The sequence below is a fragment of the Oscillibacter sp. GMB15532 genome (assembly GCF_041020825.1).
Taxonomy (GTDB): domain Bacteria; phylum Bacillota; class Clostridia; order Oscillospirales; family Oscillospiraceae; genus Oscillibacter.
Genome location: NZ_JBEVTO010000008.1, coordinates 23,058 through 45,829 on the forward strand (window position 1 = coordinate 23,058; position 22,772 = coordinate 45,829).

Annotated in this window: 20 protein-coding genes; 16 read left to right on the plus strand and 4 right to left on the minus strand. The window is 47.9% G+C overall.

Annotation, left to right across the window (positions count from 1 at the left end; genetic code table 11):
- The first annotated feature begins 12 nt into the window (after window positions 1–12).
- Genes ABVS15_RS10605 through ABVS15_RS10620 form a run of 4 tightly spaced genes read left to right on the plus strand, consistent with a single transcriptional unit; the run spans window position 13 to window position 5,049 of the window.
- Window positions 13–687, plus strand: a complete 675-nt coding sequence (locus ABVS15_RS10605; protein ID WP_369283645.1) for a response regulator transcription factor — start codon at window positions 13–15, stop codon at window positions 685–687.
- Window positions 675–1,838 (plus strand): ATP-binding protein, encoded by a 1,164-nt coding sequence (locus tag ABVS15_RS10610; RefSeq protein WP_369283646.1) that lies wholly within the window; start codon window positions 675–677, stop codon window positions 1,836–1,838. Before ABVS15_RS10605 ends, ABVS15_RS10610 begins: the two co-directional genes overlap by 13 nt.
- A gap of 59 nt (window positions 1,839–1,897) precedes the next feature.
- A complete protein-coding gene (locus ABVS15_RS10615) occupies window positions 1,898–2,572 on the plus strand; it encodes an ABC transporter ATP-binding protein (protein ID WP_369283647.1) in 675 nt (224 codons plus the stop codon).
- The gene (locus ABVS15_RS10620; protein WP_369283648.1) at window positions 2,569–5,049 is read left to right on the plus strand and encodes an ABC transporter permease; all 2,481 of its coding nucleotides are present in this window, start codon (window positions 2,569–2,571) and stop codon (window positions 5,047–5,049) included. Before ABVS15_RS10615 ends, ABVS15_RS10620 begins: the two co-directional genes overlap by 4 nt.
- 657 nt (window positions 5,050–5,706) lie before the next feature.
- Here the strand turns inward: ABVS15_RS10620 and ABVS15_RS10625 are convergent.
- Complete coding sequence (locus tag ABVS15_RS10625; RefSeq protein ID WP_369283649.1) at window positions 5,707–6,891, minus strand: hypothetical protein; 1,185 nt, start codon at window positions 6,889–6,891, stop codon at window positions 5,707–5,709.
- Between the two features lie 275 nt (window positions 6,892–7,166).
- Between ABVS15_RS10625 and ABVS15_RS10630 the strand changes: the two genes are divergently transcribed.
- The 4 genes from ABVS15_RS10630 to ABVS15_RS10645 all read left to right on the plus strand — a co-directional run bounded on the left by ABVS15_RS10630 (window position 7,167) and on the right by ABVS15_RS10645 (window position 10,651).
- Complete coding sequence (locus ABVS15_RS10630) at window positions 7,167–7,520, plus strand: hypothetical protein (protein WP_369283650.1); 354 nt, start codon at window positions 7,167–7,169, stop codon at window positions 7,518–7,520.
- 225 nt (window positions 7,521–7,745) lie between these two features.
- Window positions 7,746–8,441, plus strand: a complete 696-nt coding sequence (locus tag ABVS15_RS10635) for a response regulator transcription factor (RefSeq protein WP_369283651.1) — start codon at window positions 7,746–7,748, stop codon at window positions 8,439–8,441.
- Window positions 8,428–9,462 (plus strand): ATP-binding protein, encoded by a 1,035-nt coding sequence (locus ABVS15_RS10640; protein ID WP_369283652.1) that lies wholly within the window; start codon window positions 8,428–8,430, stop codon window positions 9,460–9,462. Before ABVS15_RS10635 ends, ABVS15_RS10640 begins: the two co-directional genes overlap by 14 nt.
- Before the next feature lie 148 nt (window positions 9,463–9,610).
- A complete protein-coding gene (locus ABVS15_RS10645; protein ID WP_369283653.1) occupies window positions 9,611–10,651 on the plus strand; it encodes an NAD-dependent epimerase/dehydratase family protein in 1,041 nt (346 codons plus the stop codon).
- A gap of 185 nt (window positions 10,652–10,836) precedes the next feature.
- On the opposite strand, the gene ABVS15_RS10650 is transcribed toward ABVS15_RS10645, so the two are convergent.
- Genes ABVS15_RS10650 through ABVS15_RS10660 form a run of 3 tightly spaced genes read right to left on the minus strand, consistent with a single transcriptional unit; the run spans window position 10,837 to window position 14,099 of the window.
- A complete protein-coding gene (locus ABVS15_RS10650) occupies window positions 10,837–12,093 on the minus strand; it encodes an acetyl-CoA C-acetyltransferase (RefSeq protein ID WP_369283654.1) in 1,257 nt (418 codons plus the stop codon).
- 38 nt (window positions 12,094–12,131) lie between these two features.
- Entirely contained in the window at window positions 12,132–13,205 is a 1,074-nt protein-coding gene (locus tag ABVS15_RS10655) for an NADH:flavin oxidoreductase (protein WP_369283655.1), read from the minus strand.
- Between the two features lie 45 nt (window positions 13,206–13,250).
- Window positions 13,251–14,099 carry a nitroreductase family protein gene (locus tag ABVS15_RS10660; RefSeq protein ID WP_369283656.1) on the minus strand — a complete coding sequence of 283 codons (849 nt, stop codon included), beginning with the start codon at window positions 14,097–14,099 and terminating at the stop codon, window positions 13,251–13,253.
- Window positions 14,100–14,384: 285 nt separating this feature from the next.
- On the opposite strand from ABVS15_RS10660, the gene ABVS15_RS10665 reads away from it, so the two are divergent.
- The 8 genes from ABVS15_RS10665 (at window position 14,385) to ABVS15_RS10700 (ending at window position 22,765) form a co-directional block, all read left to right on the plus strand.
- Complete coding sequence (locus tag ABVS15_RS10665) at window positions 14,385–14,963, plus strand: TetR/AcrR family transcriptional regulator (RefSeq protein ID WP_369283657.1); 579 nt, start codon at window positions 14,385–14,387, stop codon at window positions 14,961–14,963.
- Window positions 14,964–15,011: 48 nt separating this feature from the next.
- Complete coding sequence (locus tag ABVS15_RS10670) at window positions 15,012–15,530, plus strand: nitroreductase family protein (RefSeq protein ID WP_369283782.1); 519 nt, start codon at window positions 15,012–15,014, stop codon at window positions 15,528–15,530.
- 383 nt (window positions 15,531–15,913) lie between these two features.
- The gene (locus tag ABVS15_RS10675) at window positions 15,914–16,177 is read left to right on the plus strand and encodes a DUF6870 family protein (protein WP_369283659.1); all 264 of its coding nucleotides are present in this window, start codon (window positions 15,914–15,916) and stop codon (window positions 16,175–16,177) included.
- Between the two features lie 168 nt (window positions 16,178–16,345).
- A complete protein-coding gene (locus ABVS15_RS10680) occupies window positions 16,346–18,013 on the plus strand; it encodes a recombinase family protein (RefSeq protein ID WP_369283660.1) in 1,668 nt (555 codons plus the stop codon).
- 1 nt (window position 18,014) lies between these two features.
- The gene (locus ABVS15_RS10685; RefSeq protein ID WP_369283661.1) at window positions 18,015–19,691 is read left to right on the plus strand and encodes a recombinase family protein; all 1,677 of its coding nucleotides are present in this window, start codon (window positions 18,015–18,017) and stop codon (window positions 19,689–19,691) included.
- Window positions 19,688–21,298 carry a recombinase family protein gene (locus tag ABVS15_RS10690; RefSeq protein ID WP_369283662.1) on the plus strand — a complete coding sequence of 537 codons (1,611 nt, stop codon included), beginning with the start codon at window positions 19,688–19,690 and terminating at the stop codon, window positions 21,296–21,298. Before ABVS15_RS10685 ends, ABVS15_RS10690 begins: the two co-directional genes overlap by 4 nt.
- 481 nt (window positions 21,299–21,779) lie before the next feature.
- Entirely contained in the window at window positions 21,780–21,944 is a 165-nt protein-coding gene (locus ABVS15_RS10695) for a DUF2292 domain-containing protein (RefSeq protein ID WP_369283663.1), read from the plus strand.
- 164 nt (window positions 21,945–22,108) lie between these two features.
- Window positions 22,109–22,765, plus strand: coding sequence for a DUF1847 domain-containing protein (locus ABVS15_RS10700; protein WP_369283664.1), 657 nt, complete (start codon window positions 22,109–22,111; stop codon window positions 22,763–22,765).
- The last annotated feature ends 7 nt before the right edge of the window (window positions 22,766–22,772 follow it).

Consider the following 22,772-nt stretch of genomic DNA (forward strand, 5'->3'; position numbering starts at 1 on the left):
GGGGACGTGGATATGGACAAAAAAATATTATTAGCAGATGATGAAGAGGGGATTGTTGCCCTCATGAAACGCTATTTTGAGCTGTCGGGCTATATTGTGTACACCGCGTATAACGGGAAGGAAGCGCTGCAAAAGGCGGCAAATCAGCCCGACATCATTTTACTGGATATCAATATGCCCGATATTGACGGAATCACTGTCTGTCAACGGATCCGGGAGCATATTTCCTGTCCTGTTTTATTCCTGACCGCCCGGATGGAAACAAGCGACAAAATCGATGGATTTCGCGCCGGGGCGGACGATTATATTGTAAAGCCCTTTGACCTTGATGAATTGGGGGCGAGAGTGGCGGCTCATTTAAGGCGTGAAAACCGCAGGCAGGAGCAGTCTGTCGTTCGGTTCTTTGGAGAGTTGGCAATCGACTATTCCAAACGGCAGATTACCATAAAAAAGTCCGTGGTGCTGCTCTCGAAAAAGGAATTTGACATCGTAGAGCTTTTATCCATGCATGCGGGACAGGTGTTTGACCGGGAACGGATCTACGATTTGGTCTGGGGCCTTGATGGAGACGGGAGCAGTGACACGATTATGGAGCATGTCCGTAAAATAAGAGCGAAGCTTGCCGCATGTTCACAGAAAAGCTATATTGAAACCGTATGGGGGGTGGGCTATCAATGGAATGGTTGAAAAGCAGGAGCTTAAAGCAGTCGTTCTTTTTCATCAGCGCGCTGCTTTTGTGTGTCGGGCTGCTGTTATCCGCCGCGTCCTTTATGGCGTGCGTGGAACTGAGGAGCAACGCTGAAGCCTATCCCCAATATGAGATTACCGTGAATGAGACAGGGGTGCTCACGTCTTCGTATCAGAGCGGGACAGCGGAAGGGGCAAACGGGCATGCAGAAGATAGAGTATTGGATATCCTGCAATTTGCGCTGCCGCTTTTTTTCGTCGTCGGCTCCCTCATTCTGGCCGACATCACCTTTTACCGGATGAAGCTGAAAAAGCCCCTTGCCATTTTGCAAAGCAGCGCCCAGCGAATACGGAAACAGGATTTGGATTTTACCGTGCAAAAACTGTCCGATGACGAACTTGGAGCGCTTTGCGCCGCGTTTGAGGCAATGCGCGCAGAGCTTAAATCCAACACCCAGACGCTTTGGAGGGAAACGGAAGAGCGGAAGCGGCTGAATGCCGCGTTTTCTCATGATTTAAGAAATCCCGTAACGGTTTTAAAAGGCTGTGCCAATTTATTGCAGAAAAATTTGGGGGCAGAAAAAGCGGAGACGCCGGATATAAAAGAATCCCTCTCCCTGATTACCCAATACGCGGCCCGGATAGAAACCTATGTGGAAGCAATGTCCGCCGCTCAAAGATTAGAGGATTGGAACGTTTCACCACAAATTATTCCATGGTCAGTGCTTACACGGGAATTGGAGCAGGGACTGTCCTTTCTCGACAATCATGCAGAATCTAAACTCAAATTTACTTCCAGCGGCGCTGATACCGAGGTATCCGTTGACCGGTCGATTCTTCAAGGCGTGGCCGAAAATCTTGCCGGCAACGCGCTGCGGTATGCAAAGACAGCGGTCCATATCGATTTGTCCTATGATGATAAAGGAATCATTTTATGTGTCGCTGATGACGGAAAAGGCTTTTCACCGGCGCTACTTCAAAAAGGAATCCGGCCCTTTTTCAGGGATGACAACCGGGACGAGCAGGCGCATTTCGGAATGGGACTTTATGTATGTGACCTGCTTTGCAAAAAGCATGGGGGAAGGCTTCAGCTGGAAAACACGGAAGTCGGAGCAAACGTGACCGCTTGGGTTTCCTTTTGTCAGGCTTGAGAGATTTTTGAGATTGATTGCTTACACTCTCCTTATATCAAATAAGGAGAGTGTTTTTTATGATTATTGAAGCGGAAAATATTTCAAAGCTTTATGGCAGCGATGAAAACAAAGTAATTGCCTTAGACAGGGTCAACCTGAAAATCGCACCCGGTGACTTTATCTCCATTATGGGGCCGTCGGGCAGCGGGAAAAGCACGTTGCTGCATATTCTCTCCGGGCTGGATCGGCCTACGACAGGCGGGCTTTTCTATGACGGAAAAGAAATATACAGCTTTGGAGACAGGGAACTATCGGCATTTCGCAGACGAAAAATCGGCTTTGTTTTTCAGCAGTTTCAGCTGCTCCCGGTTTTGACGGCGAAGGAAAATATCATGATGCCGCTGCTGCTTGACCGAAAGCAGCCAGAGGAAGCCTATTTGGCACAGCTTACGGAGCTGCTTGGCATCAGTGATCGGTTGACCCACCTGCCCCACGAGCTGTCAGGAGGGCAGCAGCAGCGCGTGGCCATTGCCCGCGCGCTGATTGCGGAGCCGGATATTGTTTTTGCCGATGAACCCACAGGGAATCTGGACAGCAAAAGCGGCGGAGAGGTAATGGAGCTGCTGAAAAGCATCCGGGGAAAGCTGGGGAAGACGCTTGTGCTGATCACCCACGATCATCGCATCGCTGCAATGGCAGATAGACAGTTTTCCATTGAAGACGGCATTCTTTCGGAGGTGACGGCAAGATGAACTCCTACCGTACCCTTGCATGGAAAGAACTGCGGGCGCAAAGGGTCACCTCCGTTCTGATTTTAATTGCGGTCATTCTTTCCACCGTGATGACCACCGTCATCGGGCAGTCGATTGGTATTTTAAACGCCATGCAGCAAAGCCAGGCAATTAACCTGAACGGAAACCGATATGCAACCCTGCATCAACTGACGGAAGAACAGGCAAATCAATTATCCATGGATTCCCGGCTTTCTTATGCGGAAAGGGTCATTTCCATCGGGCGGGCAGACATAAAAAACCGTAAAATCTCTGTTTTACTCAGAGAGTACATGGGAAATGCCCTTTCCGCTTATCCGTCGGACGCGCAGCTTAATAGCGGCAGGCTTCCGGAGAAGGCGGGAGAAATTGCTCTGCCGCAAAATGTTTTGGACATGCTTGCGTTTCAGGGGGAACTGGGCGATTCCGTTTCGCTTGATCTTAATATCTCTCGCTTAAAAGACACAGAAGCGGGATATACATACACACGCGACTTTGTTCTGACAGGGATTTTGAAATCAAATTATGTGGGGTATGTAAGCGGCACTGTCCATGGAATTGTGGGCGCAGGTACGGCGGAAAGCGTGCTGCCCGACCGGTATATGCGATACTCCGTCGACATCCGCACCGCTGAAAAGAAGTCGTTTCAAAGCACCATCAATGAGCTGGCGTTACAGTACGGCATCCCGGAATACTGCATTCAATATAACGACACAATGCTTTCCGCGGCGGGTATCCGGTATCAATCAAATGCGGACGCTGAAACCGGAACGGGCTTTTCCTACATGGTCCTGACAGGCGTTCTGATTGGTACGCTGGTCCTGCTTGCATCCGGGCTGGTGGTCTACAATATTTTGAAAATTGCGGTGATGAAGCGTGTCAGGGAGTATGGCGTTTTAAGGGCAATGGGTGCCGAAAAGGGAAAGCTGTACCTTCTGGTTTCCTTGCAGCTTGCGATTCTGTGCGGGATTGGAATTCCCGTCGGAATTTTGCTGGGACTGTTATCTGCACGAGGCGTGACAACAGCGGCCAGCGGATTTTTCAATCCCGCTGTCTTTTTAGCAGGCTCTGAAGCGGAGCTTGCGGCGATGATCGCTGAACATGCGGGAAGCAAAATGCTCCCGCTGCTGGCCAGTGGGGGAATTACCATCGTATTTGCGCTGGTTTCTGCCATGCCGGCCGCTCAATATGCGGCCAAAGTATCGCCTACGCTTGCCATGCTGGGACAAACAACCACCATCAGGCGGCGGAATAGAAACCCCAAACGGATTCGCAGCTTTGAGGCTTTTTATGCGCGCATGAATATGAAGCGCAACCGGGGCAGAACGGCGGTTACGATTCTTTCGCTTGTGATGAGTATTACCGTTTTTGTAGCATTGCAGAGCTTTTCGGGGCTGCTGGATGCGTCTAAGGATGTTCAGAAGATGCACCTTGGGGACTACTCTGTCACAAGCCAAGGGATTGGCTTCTCTCCGGAAGAACTGGCGGAGTTAAAAAATGTTTCGGGGATTCAGTCTGTCTCCACCTTAAAATACAGCTTGTATCAGCAGGATGAAAACGGAAAATTGATCGGCATGGAAACCTCCATCAGGTTGCAGCCGGGCGAAACGATGCAGGTAATCGGTCTTGACGAAGAACGATTGGAAGGCTTGGACGCTTCTCTTCCAGAATCGGCACGGCAAGCGTTAAGGGATGGCACAGCATGCTTTATTCAAAACCCAATCCCCATTTCCGTTGATGGTGTGGACGCAAAAAATACGGTCATATCAGCGGGTGACAAAATTGCTGTAAACGGAGTTTCTTTAAACGTAATTGGAGTGCTGGATTCTCCTGTCACACTTGAAAATGAAGGCTTTGTCAATGGTGTTCAGATTGTGGCGGGTGATTCAGTCTACGACGAAATGACGCTGAAAAATGAGTACACAGAGCTCTATCCGACACTGACGCAGGAGGCGGACCGTTCTTCCGTTGAGCAGGCAATCCAGCAGCTTTGCGGAAAAAACGGAGGAACGTGGCTCTCTTATGCCAACACAGACCGGCAGCTTATGGAAAGCTACGAACAAATCAGACTGCTGGCGTGGGGGTTGATTTTATTTATCGGGCTGATCGGCATTTTAAATATCAGCAACACGGTATATACAAACATCCATACACGCGTGGCTGAAATCGGGGTTCAGCGGGCAATCGGTATGAGCGCGGGAAGCCTTTACAAAACGTTTCTCTGGGAGGGGGCGTATTACGGCATGATCGCGTCCGTAATCGGAGCCGCGGCCGGATATATTTGCACAATTTTTGTAGGCTCTGCCCAGACAGATACCGTACAGCTTGTGTCAATTCCGTTTCGCTCCATTGCGGAAGCGGCAGTTATTTCAATCGCTGCCTGCTTAACAGCGACCTATATCCCGCTGAAGAGAATTGCGAAAATGAATATTGTAGAGTCCATAGAAACAGTTGAGTAGCCCACGCAGGCCTTGTGAGATGGATACTGCTGATCATACGCCAAATTGCCCTCGGTCAGCTCCCCGAGGGCAATTCCTGTAAGACGCTGTCCAGTTTCACCCAATGAGCATGCGGTGTCCTGCGCATGAAAAGCCGAGGATGTCTTCCGGAAGCTGGTTCTATTTCCTGCAATAACGGAGCACTGATGCCAAAGACCGCCGCCGCTTGCGCCTCTTTGTGCGGGAAGCAGCCATCCATTAGACTGCCGTAAAATCACCCTGGTTTATATTTAGAATATAGTAAAGGGGGGCCATTAATCTTTCAAAGATATTCAAGAGAAGCTTTGATATTGATAAAGGAGCTAAACCATGTCAATTTATGACAATTATAGATGTTCGCGTTGTAATTCGCCGTATGGCAGCTGCTCGTGCTGCTGTGGGTATTATTGCTATCCTGCACAGGGCCTCACCGGTCCGACAGGGCCGGAAGGTCCGCAGGGTCCTCAGGGTCCTCAGGGTCCTCAGGGTCCTCAGGGTCCTCAGGGTCCGCAAGGCCCACAAGGTCCCCAGGGCCCCACCGGTCCGACAGGAGCATTTGACTCAGGCGAACCAATTTTTAACGTAATTGGTAATTCTGGCTCCGCGGAAATGGCGTTAGGCTCGGAATTGGTGTTCCAGTCAACCACGCTTGATATTACCGTAACGCAAGGCTCTGCAATTGTAACGATTGAAGACCCAAATTCCGGAGCCACCGGCCCGACCGGTCCCACTGGCCCCACCGGAGCAACCGGTGCAACTGGCTCCACCGGAGCAACCGGTGCAACTGGCCCCACCGGAGCAACCGGAGCAACTGGTGTAGGCGCAACCGGCCCGACTGGCCCCACTGGAGCAACGGGAGCGACTGGTGTAGGCGCAACTGGCCCCACTGGCCCCACCGGGCCCACTGGCGATGTAGGTCCTACCGGGCCAACCGGCGACGCAGGCCCTGCCGGGCCAACCGGCGACGCAGGCCCTACTGGGCCAACCGGCGATGCAGGACCCACCGGTCCTACCGGAGACGCAGGTCCTACCGGCCCTACCGGAGATGCAGGCCCTACCGGGCCGACCGGGGATGCAGGTCCTACCGGTCCTACCGGAGATGCAGGTCCTACCGGCCCAACCGGAGACGCAGGCCCCACTGGGCCGACCGGTGACGCAGGTCCTACCGGACCGACCGGGGATGCAGGTCCTACCGGACCGACCGGGGATGTAGGTCCTACCGGACCGACCGGAGACGCAGGTCCTACTGGGCCCACTGGGGATGCAGGCCCTACCGGGCCGACCGGGGATGCAGGTCCTACGGGGCCGACCGGAGATGCAGGACCCACCGGAGCAACGGGAGCAACTGGTGTAGGTGCTACCGGCGCTACCGGCCCCACCGGAGCAACGGGAGCGACTGGTGTAGGTGCTACCGGTGCAACTGGCCCCACCGGAGCAACCGGAGCGACTGGTGTAGGCGCAACCGGCCCGACTGGCCCCACCGGCTCCACCGGGCCGACCGGTGATGCAGGCCCTACCGGGCCGACCGGTGATGCAGGCCCCACTGGGCCGACTGGCGATGTAGGTCCTACCGGGCCGACCGGTGATGCAGGTCCTACCGGGCCGACCGGCGATGCAGGCCCTACCGGGCCGACCGGAGACACAGGTCCCACTGGACCGACCGGTGATGCAGGCCCTACCGGGCCGACCGGAGACGCAGGTCCCACTGGGCCGACCGGTGATGCAGGCCCCACTGGTCCCACCGGTGATGCAGGCCCCACCGGGCCGACCGGAGACGCAGGTCCCACTGGGCCGACTGGCGATGTAGGTCCTACCGGCCCGCAAGGTGATCCGGGTGGTCCCACAGGCCCGACTGGCGATGCAGGTCCTGAAGGGCCCACTGGTGACTCTGTTATAATTGGACTAAGTAAGTGAAACCCGCTTAATCAAAGGGTTTTTCGCTAATCTTAGTCCGATTTTTCACGCTCTTTCTCCTTTGCTCAAATCTTTTATCTAAGAAAGGAGTGCGCCGAATGTTTCCCCTCTTTTACAGCAAAAGCAGTCTCAGCAAGATTATTTTTAATCGTAACAGCCTGCATCAAATCTTCTGAGATCTATTGTTGTATGTAACAAATTCCAGTCGGATTGCCGTCAAAAAGCTTGTCTGCGAAAGTAGCGGCTATATAATATTTTATCCGAATCTGAGAAAACAGGATATTGTACTTGAGAGCGTGTTGGAGCCGGGTGGTATCGAGGCCATCAAGCGGAGTGTCACCAGCAATTTTTGGGTTGCCTATTTGCCCAGATTTGTTGTAGGAGAAGAACTGACAAACGGTTCTCCAAAAGAGTTAAAAACTGCATTGTCTGATAAAACGATTTCGGCGATTTGTACGTATCCTAAAAACAAGTGGATTAATCAGTCAATGGAGCTTTTTATTCAATTGATGAATGACAAACTAATTGACTTAAATTAGACGAAAGCTTACGATATGTGTTTGTGAGATGTTACCTTAAGCCTATATGGCAGGGTAAATTGCGGGCAGAGGGGCTTATAATATAAAGGGGCTATTAAGCCGACACTGATTTTTAGGTGTTAACCTTTTGATTTAACGTCAAAGGCATTTATGATTTACGCTTTTTACGTTTGTTCAACCTTTTGTGGATATACTTTTGTAGTAACTCAAAAAAGGAGGGTGTGTATGGTTACAATTCTTATCGTAGAAGATGACCAGATGGTGCGTCTTTTGACAAAAGCAAAACTTAGCTCGCGATATAAAGTTAAAGAAGCAGCTGATGGCAAGGATGCTTTGGAAATTCTTGACCACGAACATATTGACTTGCTCGTCGTAGATATTCAAATGCCGAACATGAATGGTTATGAGCTTGTGCGTGCCCTGCGGGAGGTCGGCAATATAACGCCGGTCATCATGCTGACGGCAATGAACACGTATGCCCATAAAAAGGACGGATTTGCTTCTGGCGTCGATGACTATATGACAAAGCCCATCGACTATGACGAACTTATTTGGCGGATTGATGCGCTGCTGCGCAGAGCGCAGATTTCCAACGAAAAGCGTATTGTGATAGGCGGCTTTTGTATGGAGCAGGATGCTTTTTCTGCGCAGTATAACGGAGAAACCATTTCGCTGACCAATAAAGAGTTTGACCTGCTGTACAAATTTCTCTCTTACCCCAATGTCGTATTTACCAAGCAACAGCTGATGGACGAGCTTTGGGGCTACGATACTGAGACGGAGTACGATACGATCAAGACCTATATCAGCCGGCTACGCAACAAGTTTTCCATGTGTGGAGCATTTGAGCTGGTATCTATTCGAGGACTTGGATATAAAGCGGTCATCCATGAGATCGGAGGCAGCGATGAAACAGGATAAAAAGGGTTCCATTTTTAGGCTGGCACAATTTCGATGGATTTTTATTGCAGACGCAATCGTAGTGATTGGCGCAGTAATGGCCTATGGGCTTATTGCAACATACTGGCTGGGTATGGGACAGGAGAATGCGCTTTCTATGCTGGCCATCATTCCGCTTATGATTCTTGCTGTTAGTTTGGGGACGTTTTTTACGCTGCGGTCTGTCCGTCGCAAAATGGGTGATCTGTTAATTGGAATCCAAGAGGTATCCGGCGGTAATCTGGAAGTACAGTTAGACAGCAAAAAGGCTGAAGAATATGCGCCGATCTATGATGGATTTAATCGTATGACGGCAGAGCTGAAAAACACAAAGACGGAGATGCAAAACTTTGTCAACGAGTTTTCTCATGAATTTAAAACGCCAATTACTTCAATATCGGGCTTTGCCCAATACCTCATTGAAACAGGCGCGGGCATTGAGTGCCCGGAACGACTTCAATATCTTCGGGTTATTGCCGATGAATCTTTGCGGTTATCCACACTGTCGCAGAACACGCTTCTGCTTTCCAAGGTGGAAGCCTGCGAAATCATCACCGAAAAAGAAGAATACAGCTTATCCGAGCAAATAAAACGGTGCGCTATTCTGCTGCTTCCGAAAATTGAGCAGAAAAAGATTGAGCTGGAGCTGGATGTAGACGAGATATCTTTTATAGGCAACGCGGAGCTGATGGAACAGGTGTGGATCAATCTTCTTAACAATGCAATCAAATTTACTCCCGAGCATGGAGAAATTAAAATTACCGCTAAACGTACACCAGGGTGGCTGACAATTAAGTTTTGCGACAGCGGAGTAGGTATGAGTGAAGAAACCGCTTCGCATATTTTTGAGAAATACTATCAGCATGACACGACCTCCGCTGTGCGAGGCAACGGGATTGGCCTTTCCATTGTTTCCCGCATCGTTTCCCTGTGCGACGGTGAAATTTGTGTGGAAAGTAAACTACAAGAGGGCAGTACCTTTATGGTCACACTGCCTGTCTGATAAATAAAAAAGAAGCGCAAACCGGACTTTAATCCGGTTTGCGCTTTTTTATTTCATATAATTTTTACTTTCATTCAACCTTCATCCATTAAGCTATGCTCATAGCACAGTAATTCTAACAATGGTGATACAAAAGGAGATTGACAATATGAGTAAGGTTTATTTGTTAACCGGCGCTGCCGGTCTGTTGGGAAGCAATATTTCCCGTCAGCTAATTGATGCAGGTGCACATGTGCGCGCACTTGTTCTAAAAGGAGATCCAGCGGCAAAATATGTGCCGGATGAGGCCGAAATTGTCTATGGCGATCTGCTTGACATTCCTTCGCTGGAAGAATTATTCAATGTTTCAGAAGGAACGGAGATCTGCATGATACATTCTGCCAGTATCGTAACACTGAATCCTGAGCCGAATCCAAAAATCCAAGCAGTCAATGTGGACGGGACGAAGAACATCATTGATATGTGCCTGAAATACCGGGCAAAGAAGCTGGTCTATATCAGTTCCACCGGTGCGATTCCGGAGCTGCCCCATGGACAGAAAATTAAGGAGGTTGATCACTTCCTTCCAACGGATGGCCTGGTTGGTTATTATTCCGTCACCAAGGCAGAAGCCACGCAGCTGATATTGGATGCTGTCAAGGCGCATCCGGAGCTGGATGCCTCTATCGTACACCCTTCCGGGATTTGCGGACCGAACGACTATGCATTTGGCCCGGTGGCACAGTTTATCATGCAGTATGCTGCCGGTGAGATGAAAATGGGCATTGAGGGCAGCTTCAACAGCGTGGATGTGCGTGATTTAGCAGCCGGTATCCTCTCCTGCTGCGATAAGGGACGGCGCGGCGAATGCTACATCATGAGCAATAGCTTGGTCAGCATGGATGAAATGTTTGGCATCATTAATAATGCCGGAAATTTTGAATATCATCCCACAATCCTTAGTGCTAACAAAGCGCATATGGCCGCCAAACTCCTGGCAATGGGAAGCAAACTCACAGGCAAACCCGCAATGCTAACCGACTTTGCCATTTACAATTTGACCCGTAACAACGATTTCGACTGCACGAAGGCACAGAAAGAGCTTGGCTTTTCCTGTCGGCCCTTCACACAAACCATTCAGGATGAAGTGGATTGGCTGCACGCTGAGGGAAAAATTACGTGTTCAGATATATTACCTAAAACGGTTTGATTTTATGTTTGTTCAACCTTTACACATTTAAAAACAGTATCTGTGTTGCCAATAGAAGAAACAATAACCACAGAAAGTGTCCGGTAACGGATGCTTTCTGTGGCTTTGTCTGCTGAAAGAGGGTTATTGCTGCAATATATACGTAACCAATCCCTCTTTTGTTCGGCAGTGCTTTTACATGAAAATCAGCATTTTTCAAAGATAGCGGCAACACCCATGCCCCCGCCAATGCATAATCCGGCCAATCCTTTTTTAGCATCGGGGCGTTTTTGCAGCTCATGCAAAAGGGTAACAATCACGCGGGCGCCGGATGCGCCAATTGGATGGCCCAGAGCAATTGCGCCGCCATTGACATTGATTTTGCCCATATCGAGGTTTAGTTCCCGGGCCACAACGATGGATTGTGCGGCAAAGGCTTCATTCGCTTCAATCAGGTCTAGATCATCCAATGTAAGGTTTGCCTTTTTTACGGCCTGCTGGATTGCGGGAATCAGCCCCACACCCATAATTTGTGGATCTGCGCCGCCCTGTCCCCAGGAAACCAGCTTAGCCATAGGTTTCAGGCTATACTTTGCGACCGCTTCTCCGGAAGCCAAAATCAGTGCTGCGGCACCGTCGTTAATCCCAGAGGAATTGGCGGCGGTGACACGTTGCTGCCCTTTGTCCGGGGCAGCATGAATCGCGGTGGGGGTGAAGGTGTGCGTAACCTGCGGATTGGGCGAGTCGGGTCCGATTGAAAAGGCACCCTTTAATTTGGCAATGCTTTCGGGCGTAACGTTCGCGCGAGGCGCCTGATCAGTCGTAAACTCGATAACTTCCTTTTTAGCTTTTACAGAAACAGGAACGATCTCGTCCTCAAATCTGCCTGATTCCTGGGCGGCCTGTGCCTTTTGCTGTGAGGAAGCGGCAAACTCGTCCATTTCCTGCCTGCTCACACCCCAAATATCGGCGATGTTTTCTGCGGTAGTGCCCATGTGATAGTCATGAAAGGCATCCCACAAGCCGTCTCTGATCATGGTGTCAATAATCTTTTTATCTCCCATGCGTGCGCCCCATCGGGTATCGCCTGAAGCATAAGGTGCAGCTGACATATTCTCAGTGCCGCCGCAAACAATGATATCTGCGTCACCACTATTAATAGCACGGGCAGCTTCTATAACAGACTTCATGCCGGAGCCGCACACCATACCCACTGTATAGGCAGGTACAGAGTAAGGCAAGCCTGCTTTAACGCTAACTTGGCGGGCTACATTCTGTCCTTGAGCGGCGGTCAAAACGCATCCAAACATCAACTCATCCACTTGATCAGGCTTCACTCCGGAACGGGTAAGAACTTCCTTTACTACAATAGCCCCAAGTTCGGAAGCAGGCGTGTTTTTAAGAGCCCCGCCCAAGGTTCCAATGGCCGTCCGGCAGCAATTAACAATATAAAGATCTTTCATTTGTATTCTCCTGCTTTTATTAATAAATATTGTTTACTTTATTTGTTAAAAATGCATTGCGTTGGTACCCCGAAACACTTCGTGCAGGATATACATTTTGCGGGCGATGTATCGCCGCTTGCCCAACGGTTAATCAGATATGGTTCGCGAATAAAAGGTCTGCAAAGCGAAAAATATTCAATTTTCGTATTGCTCACAATTTCCCTTAGCTTATTAATATCTCTGTGACCCCCAACGCAGATCACCGGTATATTTAATGCTTCGGCAAGATCTTCGGCATATTGTTTAAAATAGGATTCTGTGTCGGGAGTGACTTTTCTGATGACACCTTCATTTGGTCTGGACAATGCGGAACCGCCGCTGATTTCAATTGCACTCAAACCCGCAGCTTCAAGCATCTTACAGATTCGCTTACATTCTGCAAATGCAAGTCCTTCGTCCATAAAGTCGTCGCAATTGATTTTGGCTAAAACAGGGTATTCGGAGCCGACAGCTTCCTTGATATCACGGCAAATTTCCAGAACAACTCTTGCCCTGTTCTCCGTGGTGCCACCATATTCATCGGTTCTTCGGTTGTAGTAAGGGGTTAGAAAGCGGCTCAGTAAATAACCATGTGCCACATGGAGTTGAACGCCGTCAAATCCGGCTCTTTTTGCCCGTATGGCTCCGTTTACAAACGCGTCCTTCATGGATTGGATATCTGCTTTTGTCATCTCTGTCGCTCCAGCCACCGTGGGTTCGCCCTCAATCGCGCTGGGCGCCCATAATGCGCCGGGGTTTTTGCTGCTGCTTTGAACGCCGTTGCACACGAGCTGAACAAAAATATTGACATCGTACCGATGGACTGCGTCGGTCAGCTTCTTATATTCTGCAATGAAAGAATCATCATAAATAGCCATTTGAGTAGGCACGATCTTTTCAATATCGGTCACGTTGGTAAGTCCTGTTATAATGGTACCAACGCCGCCCTTGGCGAGCTCTTCATAATGCTCAATCAACTCTTGGGTTACATGTCCCAGCGCATCTGCACGTCCGTCGTGGGTTGCCGATCGAACAAACCTGTTTTTTAAGTTCAACCCGGAAAGTTGTGTTTCATCGAATAATGTTTTCATTTCGATATGCTCCTTCATCCTGCTTGTATAATGATGGTTTATATGTTATTTTCTTTCAGGAATCCATGAGAAGAGATAGCGCAATTCTTTAGGCGAGGCAATCGTTACATCTGACAGTTTTTCAAACCTTCCGGACAGTCCCTTCTCTAACGCCGCCAGATGGAAATGGCTTGCGCCAATTCCCACATCCACACGCTCTATGGTCTCAGGGTGTTCAGCCGTTTTAGAAGAGTCTATTTGTCCGTAAAAATGGTAAACACCATTGGATAGTACAATTCTCCATGGCTGCTTGTTGGTGGCGGAAGGTGCCAGACGCAACAGTTCTAAGGGAGATGCATATTCACCGGCATCTGCTTCGGTCAAAGGCGTATGAAAGCTGTCTTTAAAAAAGAGTTCGCTCCAGTTTTTCCGCTGGTTAGATTTCAGTGTCTTGCGGAAAAGAGATTCGGTCAGGCTTTTTTTCTCAGCTGCATACCCAATGGGTGAAATGGCCGGAAACTGTTCGTCCTTCTTCACGCCGATCGCAGATGCAAATGCATTCCGGTCAAAGGTGCCCGCCAGCCAGCAGGTTCCAATCCCCAGATTTGTTGCGTACAAAATCAGTTTTTCAAAATCATAGCCGACTGCCTCAAGGGAAAGCGCCCCTGCAGGCACAGTCGCACCGATGTAGGCTTTTGTGCCTTTAATAACGCCATAGGTTCCAAGCTTTTTCGCATTGGAATCTTTTGTCTCTAACAGGTGGAAGGATACGGGTACCCCAAACGGATTGGATAAAGCCTTGGCATATGTCATCAGCTTTTCTTTATCTGCCTCCGAAATAGGGTTTGTCTGCTGATATGTCCTCACGCTATGGCGCTGCTTCACCATTTGTTCTACGGGAAAATCCAGCTTCATTTTAATTTACCTCCAAAATAAGTTATAGCCATTGTGTATTTACTACTTTAATGGAGCACAGCAAGTTCTTTTTTCAATTGATATTTAATTGCGTTCAAATAGATCTGCCTGCTAAAACAGTTTTCTAGGATTCAAATAATTCTTGACCGAACGTTCTAGAAAGATTATAATGTATCTATTCAGCAAAGTCAATAAGAAGGTAGTCATTAAATTTTAACGCGATTAAATCTTTGTTCCATGTCAAAAAAATTTAGCAAAGCGCAGTACGCCGAAGGAAGGATAGCTATGGGAAGAAGTAAAGAATTTGATGAAGATGTTGTCTTACAGAAGGCCATGGAATTGTTTTGGAAGCAAGGATATGAAAAGACGTCGATGAGCGACCTGATAGAGCATATGGGAATTCATCGTAAAAGCTTATATGATACCTTTGGCGATAAGCGAGAATTGTATTTGAAAGCGATTGAGTCCTATGGGAAATATAGTGCGAAGAAATTGCAATCCAGAATTTCCGATGCTACAACAGCAAAACAAGCAATACAGAATGCTTTCGATTATATTATTGAGGGGAATGAAAAGGAGCGCTTGGGTTGCTTCTTTGTGAATGCAGCAGCTGAAATGGCTCCGAGCGATCAAGAAGTCGATGAGATAGTGAACCAAGCTTTTAACCAAGCGGAGCAAAGGCTGTCAGATATTATCCGTAAAGGACAACAGTCAGGTGAAATATCCTGTGATCAGGATGCGCAGATTTGGGCAGAATTTTTGCATAATACCTTAATTGGACTCCGGGTATTGGTGAGAACTTCTGCAAGCAAAGAGAAAATGCGTCGCATAAAAGATCTGTTCTTAAAGCTGCTGTTTATCTAGACATTCTAAACGTTATTAACGCAACTTCAGTGAAAGGAAACGAGAAAAATTGAGTTTTCAAATTTGGTTGCAGAACGTTATTCTGTTCGTCAATATGAAGAAAAAAAGGTGGAGGAAGAGAAGCTTAATGCGATTCTTGAAGCTGGCAGAGTAGCCCCTTCTGCCCACAATAGCCGACCAATTAAACTGATCGTCGTTCAGAGCGCGGAGGGATTGGCAAAGATAAAAAAGACGGCAAATATATATGAGGCACCCCTTGTCATAATTGCGTGCGGAGATACCAAGGCCGCAGCAGTAAGGCCCGCTGACGGAAGACCGCTTGTGGATGTAGATACGAGTATTGTGACAGATCATATGATGCTGCAGGCATGTGCGCTTGGTTTAGGTACCTGCTGGATTTGTGCGTTTGATCCCCAAAGTATAAGAAAAGAGTTTAATTTACCAGAGCATCTTGAGCCTGTCAATTTGCTTGCAATTGGATATGCGGCTGATAAGCCACTCTCCCCAGAAAAGCATGACCAGCGTCGAAAGACGATCGCTGAATTGGTTGCTTATGAAACTTTATAGCAATATGAAGGAAAGATTGGATTTATTGAAAGCGCCTGAAAAGTTACTGAGAAGCAAATCTCTTTGAACTGTACAGTAATTTAATCACAACTGTGTAAAAGCACCTTGCTCTCAGATATGTGAATTGACCCCGAGAAGTTAGACAATATTTTAAACCGAGCAACCGAAAGGGCTTGCCGTCCGTGTAAAGCGGGCGGCAAGCCCTTTCGGTTTGCTTTGATACGGTAATTGTTGTAATAATCCAGATATTTACAGGTTGTGGTGCGTCTGCCGTTCCCGGCTCCCGATCCAGTCAAAGAAGGACAACGCATACTTTGAATAGGACAATCGGCAGACCTCATATATCCCTATAGGAGTATCATTTTTATAGATGGGGGTAGGCCATGGGAAACCCTGATTTCTCCCAAATGGATTTTTCGGCATTAAAACAGGTGGATGTGCGAACAGTTAACCCGGATACGCTGGTTGACATGAACGATATAAAGGTCAATACGAAGCTGCCCAAAGAAGAACGGATACTGGATTTTATCCAACAGGTAGGAAATCCATATTGCTACCGGTGCGGCAAGGTGGTGGTCAAGATCAGCTTTAACGATACCGACGCCACGCTGGAGGACAGAATAGAAAGTTTATTGAGGATGATGTGAGATGGATAATTATTGGGCGGAGCCTGACCATGTGGGTTTGGGAAAGCTGCTGTTTTGTCTGGCCGCGCTCTGCGAAAGGGTCTATAATAGTAGTGGACTAATATTAGTAAACGCCCATTGATTCAGTCAGGTTTTGCTTCATGGCTTTTTCAATCGGGAGGGTTCGTTATGCCATTCAGCAAGGAAACAATCATTTATCATGCTGCCGGGTATTTGCGTCTGTCCAAAGAGGACGGTGACAAAACGGAAAGTGACAGCATTAGAAGTCAAAGAGATTTAATCGCCAATTTTGTAAAGTCAACGCCTGAAATCCGTCTCTGTTCGGAACGAATAGATGACGGATTCAGCGGCGTTGACTTTCATCGTCCTGCCTTCAATCTGTTGATGGAGGATGTAAAAGCCGGACGGATCAACTGTATCATTGTCAAAGACCTGTCCCGTTTCGGCAGGAACTACATCGAGGCAGGCCGGTATATTGAACGGATTTTTCCGTTTTTAGGTGTGCGCTTCATCGCCATCAACGATGGCTATGACAGCGCAAAGGAAAGAACACAATCAGATGAAATCATCATTCCTTTCAAGAACCTTGTCAACGACGCGTATTGCAGGGACATTTCTGTAAAAATCAGAAGCCAGCTTGATATAAAGCGCAAAAAAGGCGAATTCATCGGCTCCTTTACCGTATACGGTTATGTAAAATCAAAAGAAAATAAAAACCAACTGGTGATTGACACTTATGCCGCGAAGATTGTACGGGATATTTTTGCATGGAAGCTGGATGGGTTAAGTCAGCAAGGAATAGCCGACAGACTCAATAAAATCAGCGAGCCGTCCCCAATGGAATACAAACGGTTTTTGGGACTGAACTTTGCGACCAGTTTTCAGGTAAATCCCAGGGCAAAATGGTCTGCCGTTGCAATTGGACGCATCTTGAAAAATCCCATCTATGCAGGACATCTTGTGCAGGGCAAGGAAAGTACCCCCAACTACAAAATCAAACAGCGGGTTCTGAAACCTGAAGATAAATGGATTCGGGTGGAAAACACCCATGAGCCGATAATTTCGCAGGAAGTGTTTGATACAGTGAACCGTGTGCTTGCACAGGATACCCGTATCGCACCGGACGAGGAAACGGTTTACCCATTCTCCGGCTTGATTTTCTGCGCAGACTGCAAAAGCGGCATGGTACGGAAGATCGTATCCGCAGGCGGTAAGCGTTATGCCTATTATTATTGCTCCAAGAATAAAGCAGGGGACGGCTGTACGACCCACTGTATCAGTGAAAAGATGCTGCAAAAGGCGGTCCTGCAAGCACTTCAAAATCATATCGCTTCGATTCTGGATATGGAGCGGATTCTTTCGTTGATCGACACGCTTCCCATGCAAAAGGAGGAAGTCCGAAAGATTGATACACAGCTTCTGATGAAGCAGGAGGAAATCGAAAAGTATAAAAACCTCAAGGTATCTATTTATGAGGACTTGAAAAGCGGTGTGATTGATGCAGAGGAATACAGGGAATTCAAGGGCATCTACGGAAAAAAGTGTGAGGAAGCCCAGCAGGCGGCTGGGCGGCTGGAACAGGACAGAAGTACGATTCTTTTGGGAGAAGGGGCAAACAGCATTTGGGTGGAAGCCTTTAAAAAGAACCGGAATATCACCGAACTGTCCCGAAAGGTCATGGTTTCCCTGATTGAGTGGATTCATGTCTATCCCGGCAGCCGTGTGGAAATCCGGTTCCGGTATCAATATGAATATGAAAGGGCTTTGCTCTTTACTGAGAACGCTAAAGAACTGATAGCCACACCTTCTCCGACTTCAATACAGGGGGTGATGTAGGATGGCGAGAACCAGCAGAAAAACGATAGAAGCTCCCGTCCAGACTATTTTAGAGCCTTCATGGAATACCTGTATCTATGGGCGGCTGTCTTTTGAAGATGAACGGAAAAAGGAAAGCGATTCCATCGGTAATCAAATTGCCATGCTGGAACGCTATATCGAGGAAAGACCAGCCTTAAAGCTCACATCCGTTTTTAAGGACATCAATCAGACTGGAACCAACTTTGAGCGCCCCGGCTTCCATGAAATGATGGAAGCCATAAAGGACGGAAAAATCAATTGTATTGTGGTTAAAGACTTGTCCCGTTTCGGAAGAAACTACATCGAAACAGGAACTTATCTTGAAAAGATACTGCCATTTTTTCATGTGCGCTTTATCTCTGTGAACGATGGCTATGACAGCCTAAATCCCAGCAATCAGGAAGAAGTCTATGTTGTACCTTTGAAAAACCTGATTCATGATGTGTATGCCAGAGATATATCCCAAAAGACAAAATCAGGTCTTGCAGTTAAGAGACACAGAGGGGAATTTACCGGGTGTGTTGCGGCTTACGGCTACTTTAAAGCGGAGGGCGGCAAGCTGGTGATTGATGAGGAAACGGCGCCCGTTGTCCGAGATATTTTCAAATGGGCAAGGGGTGGCATGGGAGATATGCGAATTGCGCAAAAGCTCAACGAGCTGGGGATTCCCTCACCAAGCCAGTATCGCTACACAAAGGGAATCCTAAAAAGTGAACGCTATGCCAACATGCGGTATTGGTATAAAAGTGCCGTCCGCAGGATTTTAGTCAACCCGGTTTATCTTGGACACATGGTTCAGGGCAAAACCAAATCCGACCTATGGGGCAACGGTAGCTGCGTAAATTTGCCACAGGAGCAGTGGGTAGAAATCAAGCATACCCATGAACCGCTGGTAGATGAAGAAACCTTTCTGGCAGTACAGCAAATGAAACGGGAACGGGAATCTATTGTGGAGAATAGAAAGAAACCGCAGGAGTCAGGCGTTCTGCAAGGGCTGGTTTTCTGCGGTGATTGCAAGCGGAGTATGAAACGCCGCAGGATGCCCAAAGCAAACGGTACGGCGTTTTATTACTTCATCTGCGCGACTTATGAGGATATTTCCAAACACGATTGTACGAAAAAGAGAATGGATGAACCTGAGTTGTTAGACGTTCTTTATACGGCTATCCGTAAGCAGATTGACCTTACCGTGGATACAGAACGGCTGGTATCGAAACTAAATGGATCGAAAAGCTTCAGTCAGTGTCAAAATACGCTTGATGCAGAGATAGCCGAAACGGGAAAAAAGCTGTCCAGACTGTCCATGCTTAGAAGTGCCTTGTATGAGGATTATCGGGAAAAGCTCCTTGACGAAGAGGAATATCTATTTGCAAAATCCAAGTATGAGGAAGATGCAGACGTTTTGCGGAGCCGCCTTGATGAGCTGTCCCTGCAAAAGAACAGGCTTGATACCATGCTGACCCCTCAGAATCCATGGCTTACGGCTTTGAAGAAATGGCGCAAGAACAAAACCATAACGAGAGAAATGGCAGTCGAGTTGATCGAACGGGTGGAAATATTCGGGGATAAAACCGTATCCATCTGCTTTCGGTACAGGGATGAATTTCAAAATTTACTGTACTTTATTGGGGCGGATAGAGAGGCGGGGGTAGTATGAGCAAAAATCTCCTTGCACGTTATATTCGCTTGTCCCAAGAGGACGAAAACGAAGGCGAGAGCAACAGTATTACCAACCAGCGTGAGCTTCTGAATGCTTTTATTGAAAACACTCCCGACCTCTCACAGTATGAAGTGGTTGAGTTTTGTGACGACGGTTACAGCGGTACAAATTTTGACCGTCCGGGCGTGAAAGCACTGCTGGAAGAAGTCCGTGCAGGAAATATATGCTGTATCATCGTGAAAGACCTTTCCCGTTTCGGCAGAAACTATATTGATATTGGCGATTATCTGGAACAGATATTCCCCTTTTTGGGTGTCCGGTTTATCTCGGTAAACGACCGATTTGACAGCAACAATTTTGACGGCACGACCGGCGGGCTTGATGTGGGTTTCCGCAATCTGATTTATGATCTGTACAGCAAAGACCTGTCGCAAAAGGTACGGAGCGCAAAGAAAACCCGAATGGAAAAGGGCGAGTTTATGAGCAGCCATGCTCCTTACGGATATGCAAAATCGTCGGCAAACCGCAAAAAGCTGGTGATTGACGAAACAGCGGCTTCCATCGTCCGGCGTATCTTTGCCATGGCGAACGAGAGCAAAAACTCAGTCCAGATTGCCGCTGCCTTAAATTCGGAGGGTATCCCGACGCCGTATGCCTATAAGCGTCTTATGGGCTGTGACCGTAAGTACAACATAGTTGGAGATCGGAACTATTGGCATAATACGACCGTCCTGACCATTATCCGTGACGAACGCTACACGGGAAAAATGGTAAACGGGAAACACCGCACCCCCGTTATTGGGAGCAAGCATGGGAAACGAATCCCGAAAGAACAGTGGATTATCGTGCCAAATACCCATGAGGCGATTATTTCGGAAGAACTGTTTGCTTCGGTGCAGGAGCGTTTTTCTGCCCCTCAAAGAATCAGAAAAAACACCGAGGGTAGGCCCCTGTGCGGCAAAGTCGAATGCGGGATGTGTCGGCATACGATGAGAAGAAGCAACAGCTCTCCGGCGAGGGCGTATTATTATTGCGATAGCCATCAGTATGTAGCTGACAGCAAATGCTCAAGGGACAGAATTTCCGAAAGCAGCCTCATACAGACCGTTTTATCCGTGATACATACGCAGATAGCGGTCATGCTTAATATGGAACGGATTTTTGAAAAAGCGAAAACGCAAAGTCAGAACGATGTAAGTTCCCTGACGGTTCAGATGAATCAGCTCCAAGCCGTCCTTGCCAAGCTTAGAATTTCCAAAGTCAAGGCGTATGAAAAATACAAGGCTGGAACTTTGGACAGGGACAGCTACATTAGTGAAAAGATGGATACAGTCGAGCAGATTACAAAAACAGATGCCCAAATCGCAGAACTTGGAATAGCACTGCAAAGCAGCTATCAGAAGAATAGGCAGCCGTGTTCCATGGTCGAGCGCTTCAAGCGATATGAGGGATTTACGGAGCTTTCCAAAGAGATGGTTGATGAGCTGATTGACAGCATCTATATCTATGGAAGCGAAAGAATTGAAATCGTATGGAACAATGTGGATGAGTATAGCCTCGGGTCTGGGCATGGCGGCCTCTCTACTTTATCTTCAGCCTATTAGATCATTGCCCATATTCTGATTGAGTAAATTGAAAAGGCACATACATTTTAATTGTTTAAATTGCGCAAAAAGCCCCCTTTGTGTAAGTTAACAAAAAGATTATAAAAATTCTAATTTCAAATGGTGTAAACAGAAATTATCAATATGCGTATTGACAGAACGAAAGCAAAATGATATTATCCTATAAACATATAGAATTAGTATGTTTTTGAAAGGAGGGGAGAATGTTATGAGCGCAATTCTTGATCGTATTCTGCGCAGCAATTTTCGTTGTGGACGAATGCTGAATTCTCGGACCATCGGTATGGGCGAGCGCCTCGGCATGTCAGCTGACCGCTCGTTCTAGGCTGGATTATAGCCTTTTCATACCATGAGTCCGGGAGTTTGAGAACCCCGGGCTTTTTTATATAAAAAAGCGTCTGCGGCTGCTGTGGGAAGCGGCGTATCTAAGAACAACCGAAAGGAATGAAAAGGAGAGTTTATGGCAGTGGAGAAACGGGTTTCCAAGAAGCAGGCAATCTCAGACCAACAGCTTCGTCAGATTCAGCAGGCAGCCGAAAGCATTGATTATGGAGCGATTCATCTTGTGTTTCAGGATGGGGTGCTGGTGCAGATTGACCGGAGCGAAAAGATCAGGGTTTTATAAATAATGGAGTCAAATCGACTGGACATACCAGAGGTTTTACATAGCGGGAAGTTCCCGATATGTATGCCTCTGCTTTTTTTATGATTCACGGCTTTGTACACTCCATGTAATTCGTTGGCTGAACGGGGAGACGCCCCGTGCGCGAAAGGAAAAAGGAGAAGAATATGGCAGATTGCAAGCTAAGCTGTTCAGATTGCGCCGTGCTGGCGTGTCGCTCCAAAAACGAGGAGAAGTACCCAAAGTTTTGCCTGACAGCCGGTGCAGATCCCGAGCGGGTACAGGAGGTGCTGGAAATCTATCAAAATGATGAGGAATCCGGCGAAATATCCCGGGTTTCGGCCTGCATTGAGGGTGAATTTTATGGCCGCCTGACCCGTGTGGAGGAAACCATCGAGTTTATTAAACGAATGCGGTACAAAAAGGTTGGAATTGCATCCTGCGTGGGCTTAATGGGTGAGACACGCATCTTTGCTAAAATCTTGAAGGCAAATAAGATTGATTATTATGTGGTGGGCTGCAAAGTCGGTGCGATTGACAAAAGTGAAATTGGGGTACCGGACGAGAAGAAGCTCAACAAAGGCTGCGGCCACGAGTCCATGTGCAATCCGATTTTACAGGCCAAAACGCTGGAAGCAAAGGGGACGGACTTTAATATTGTCATTGGTCTGTGTGTGGGCCACGATACGCTTTTTCTCAGGCATTCTGCCGCCCCCACCACGGTCATGATTGTAAAGGACCGCGTGCTGGGCCACAACCCCGTGGCGGCGCTCTATACAGCGACTTCAATGTATTCCCGTTTTAAAAAAGAGCTGAAGCTTTAACTCCGGG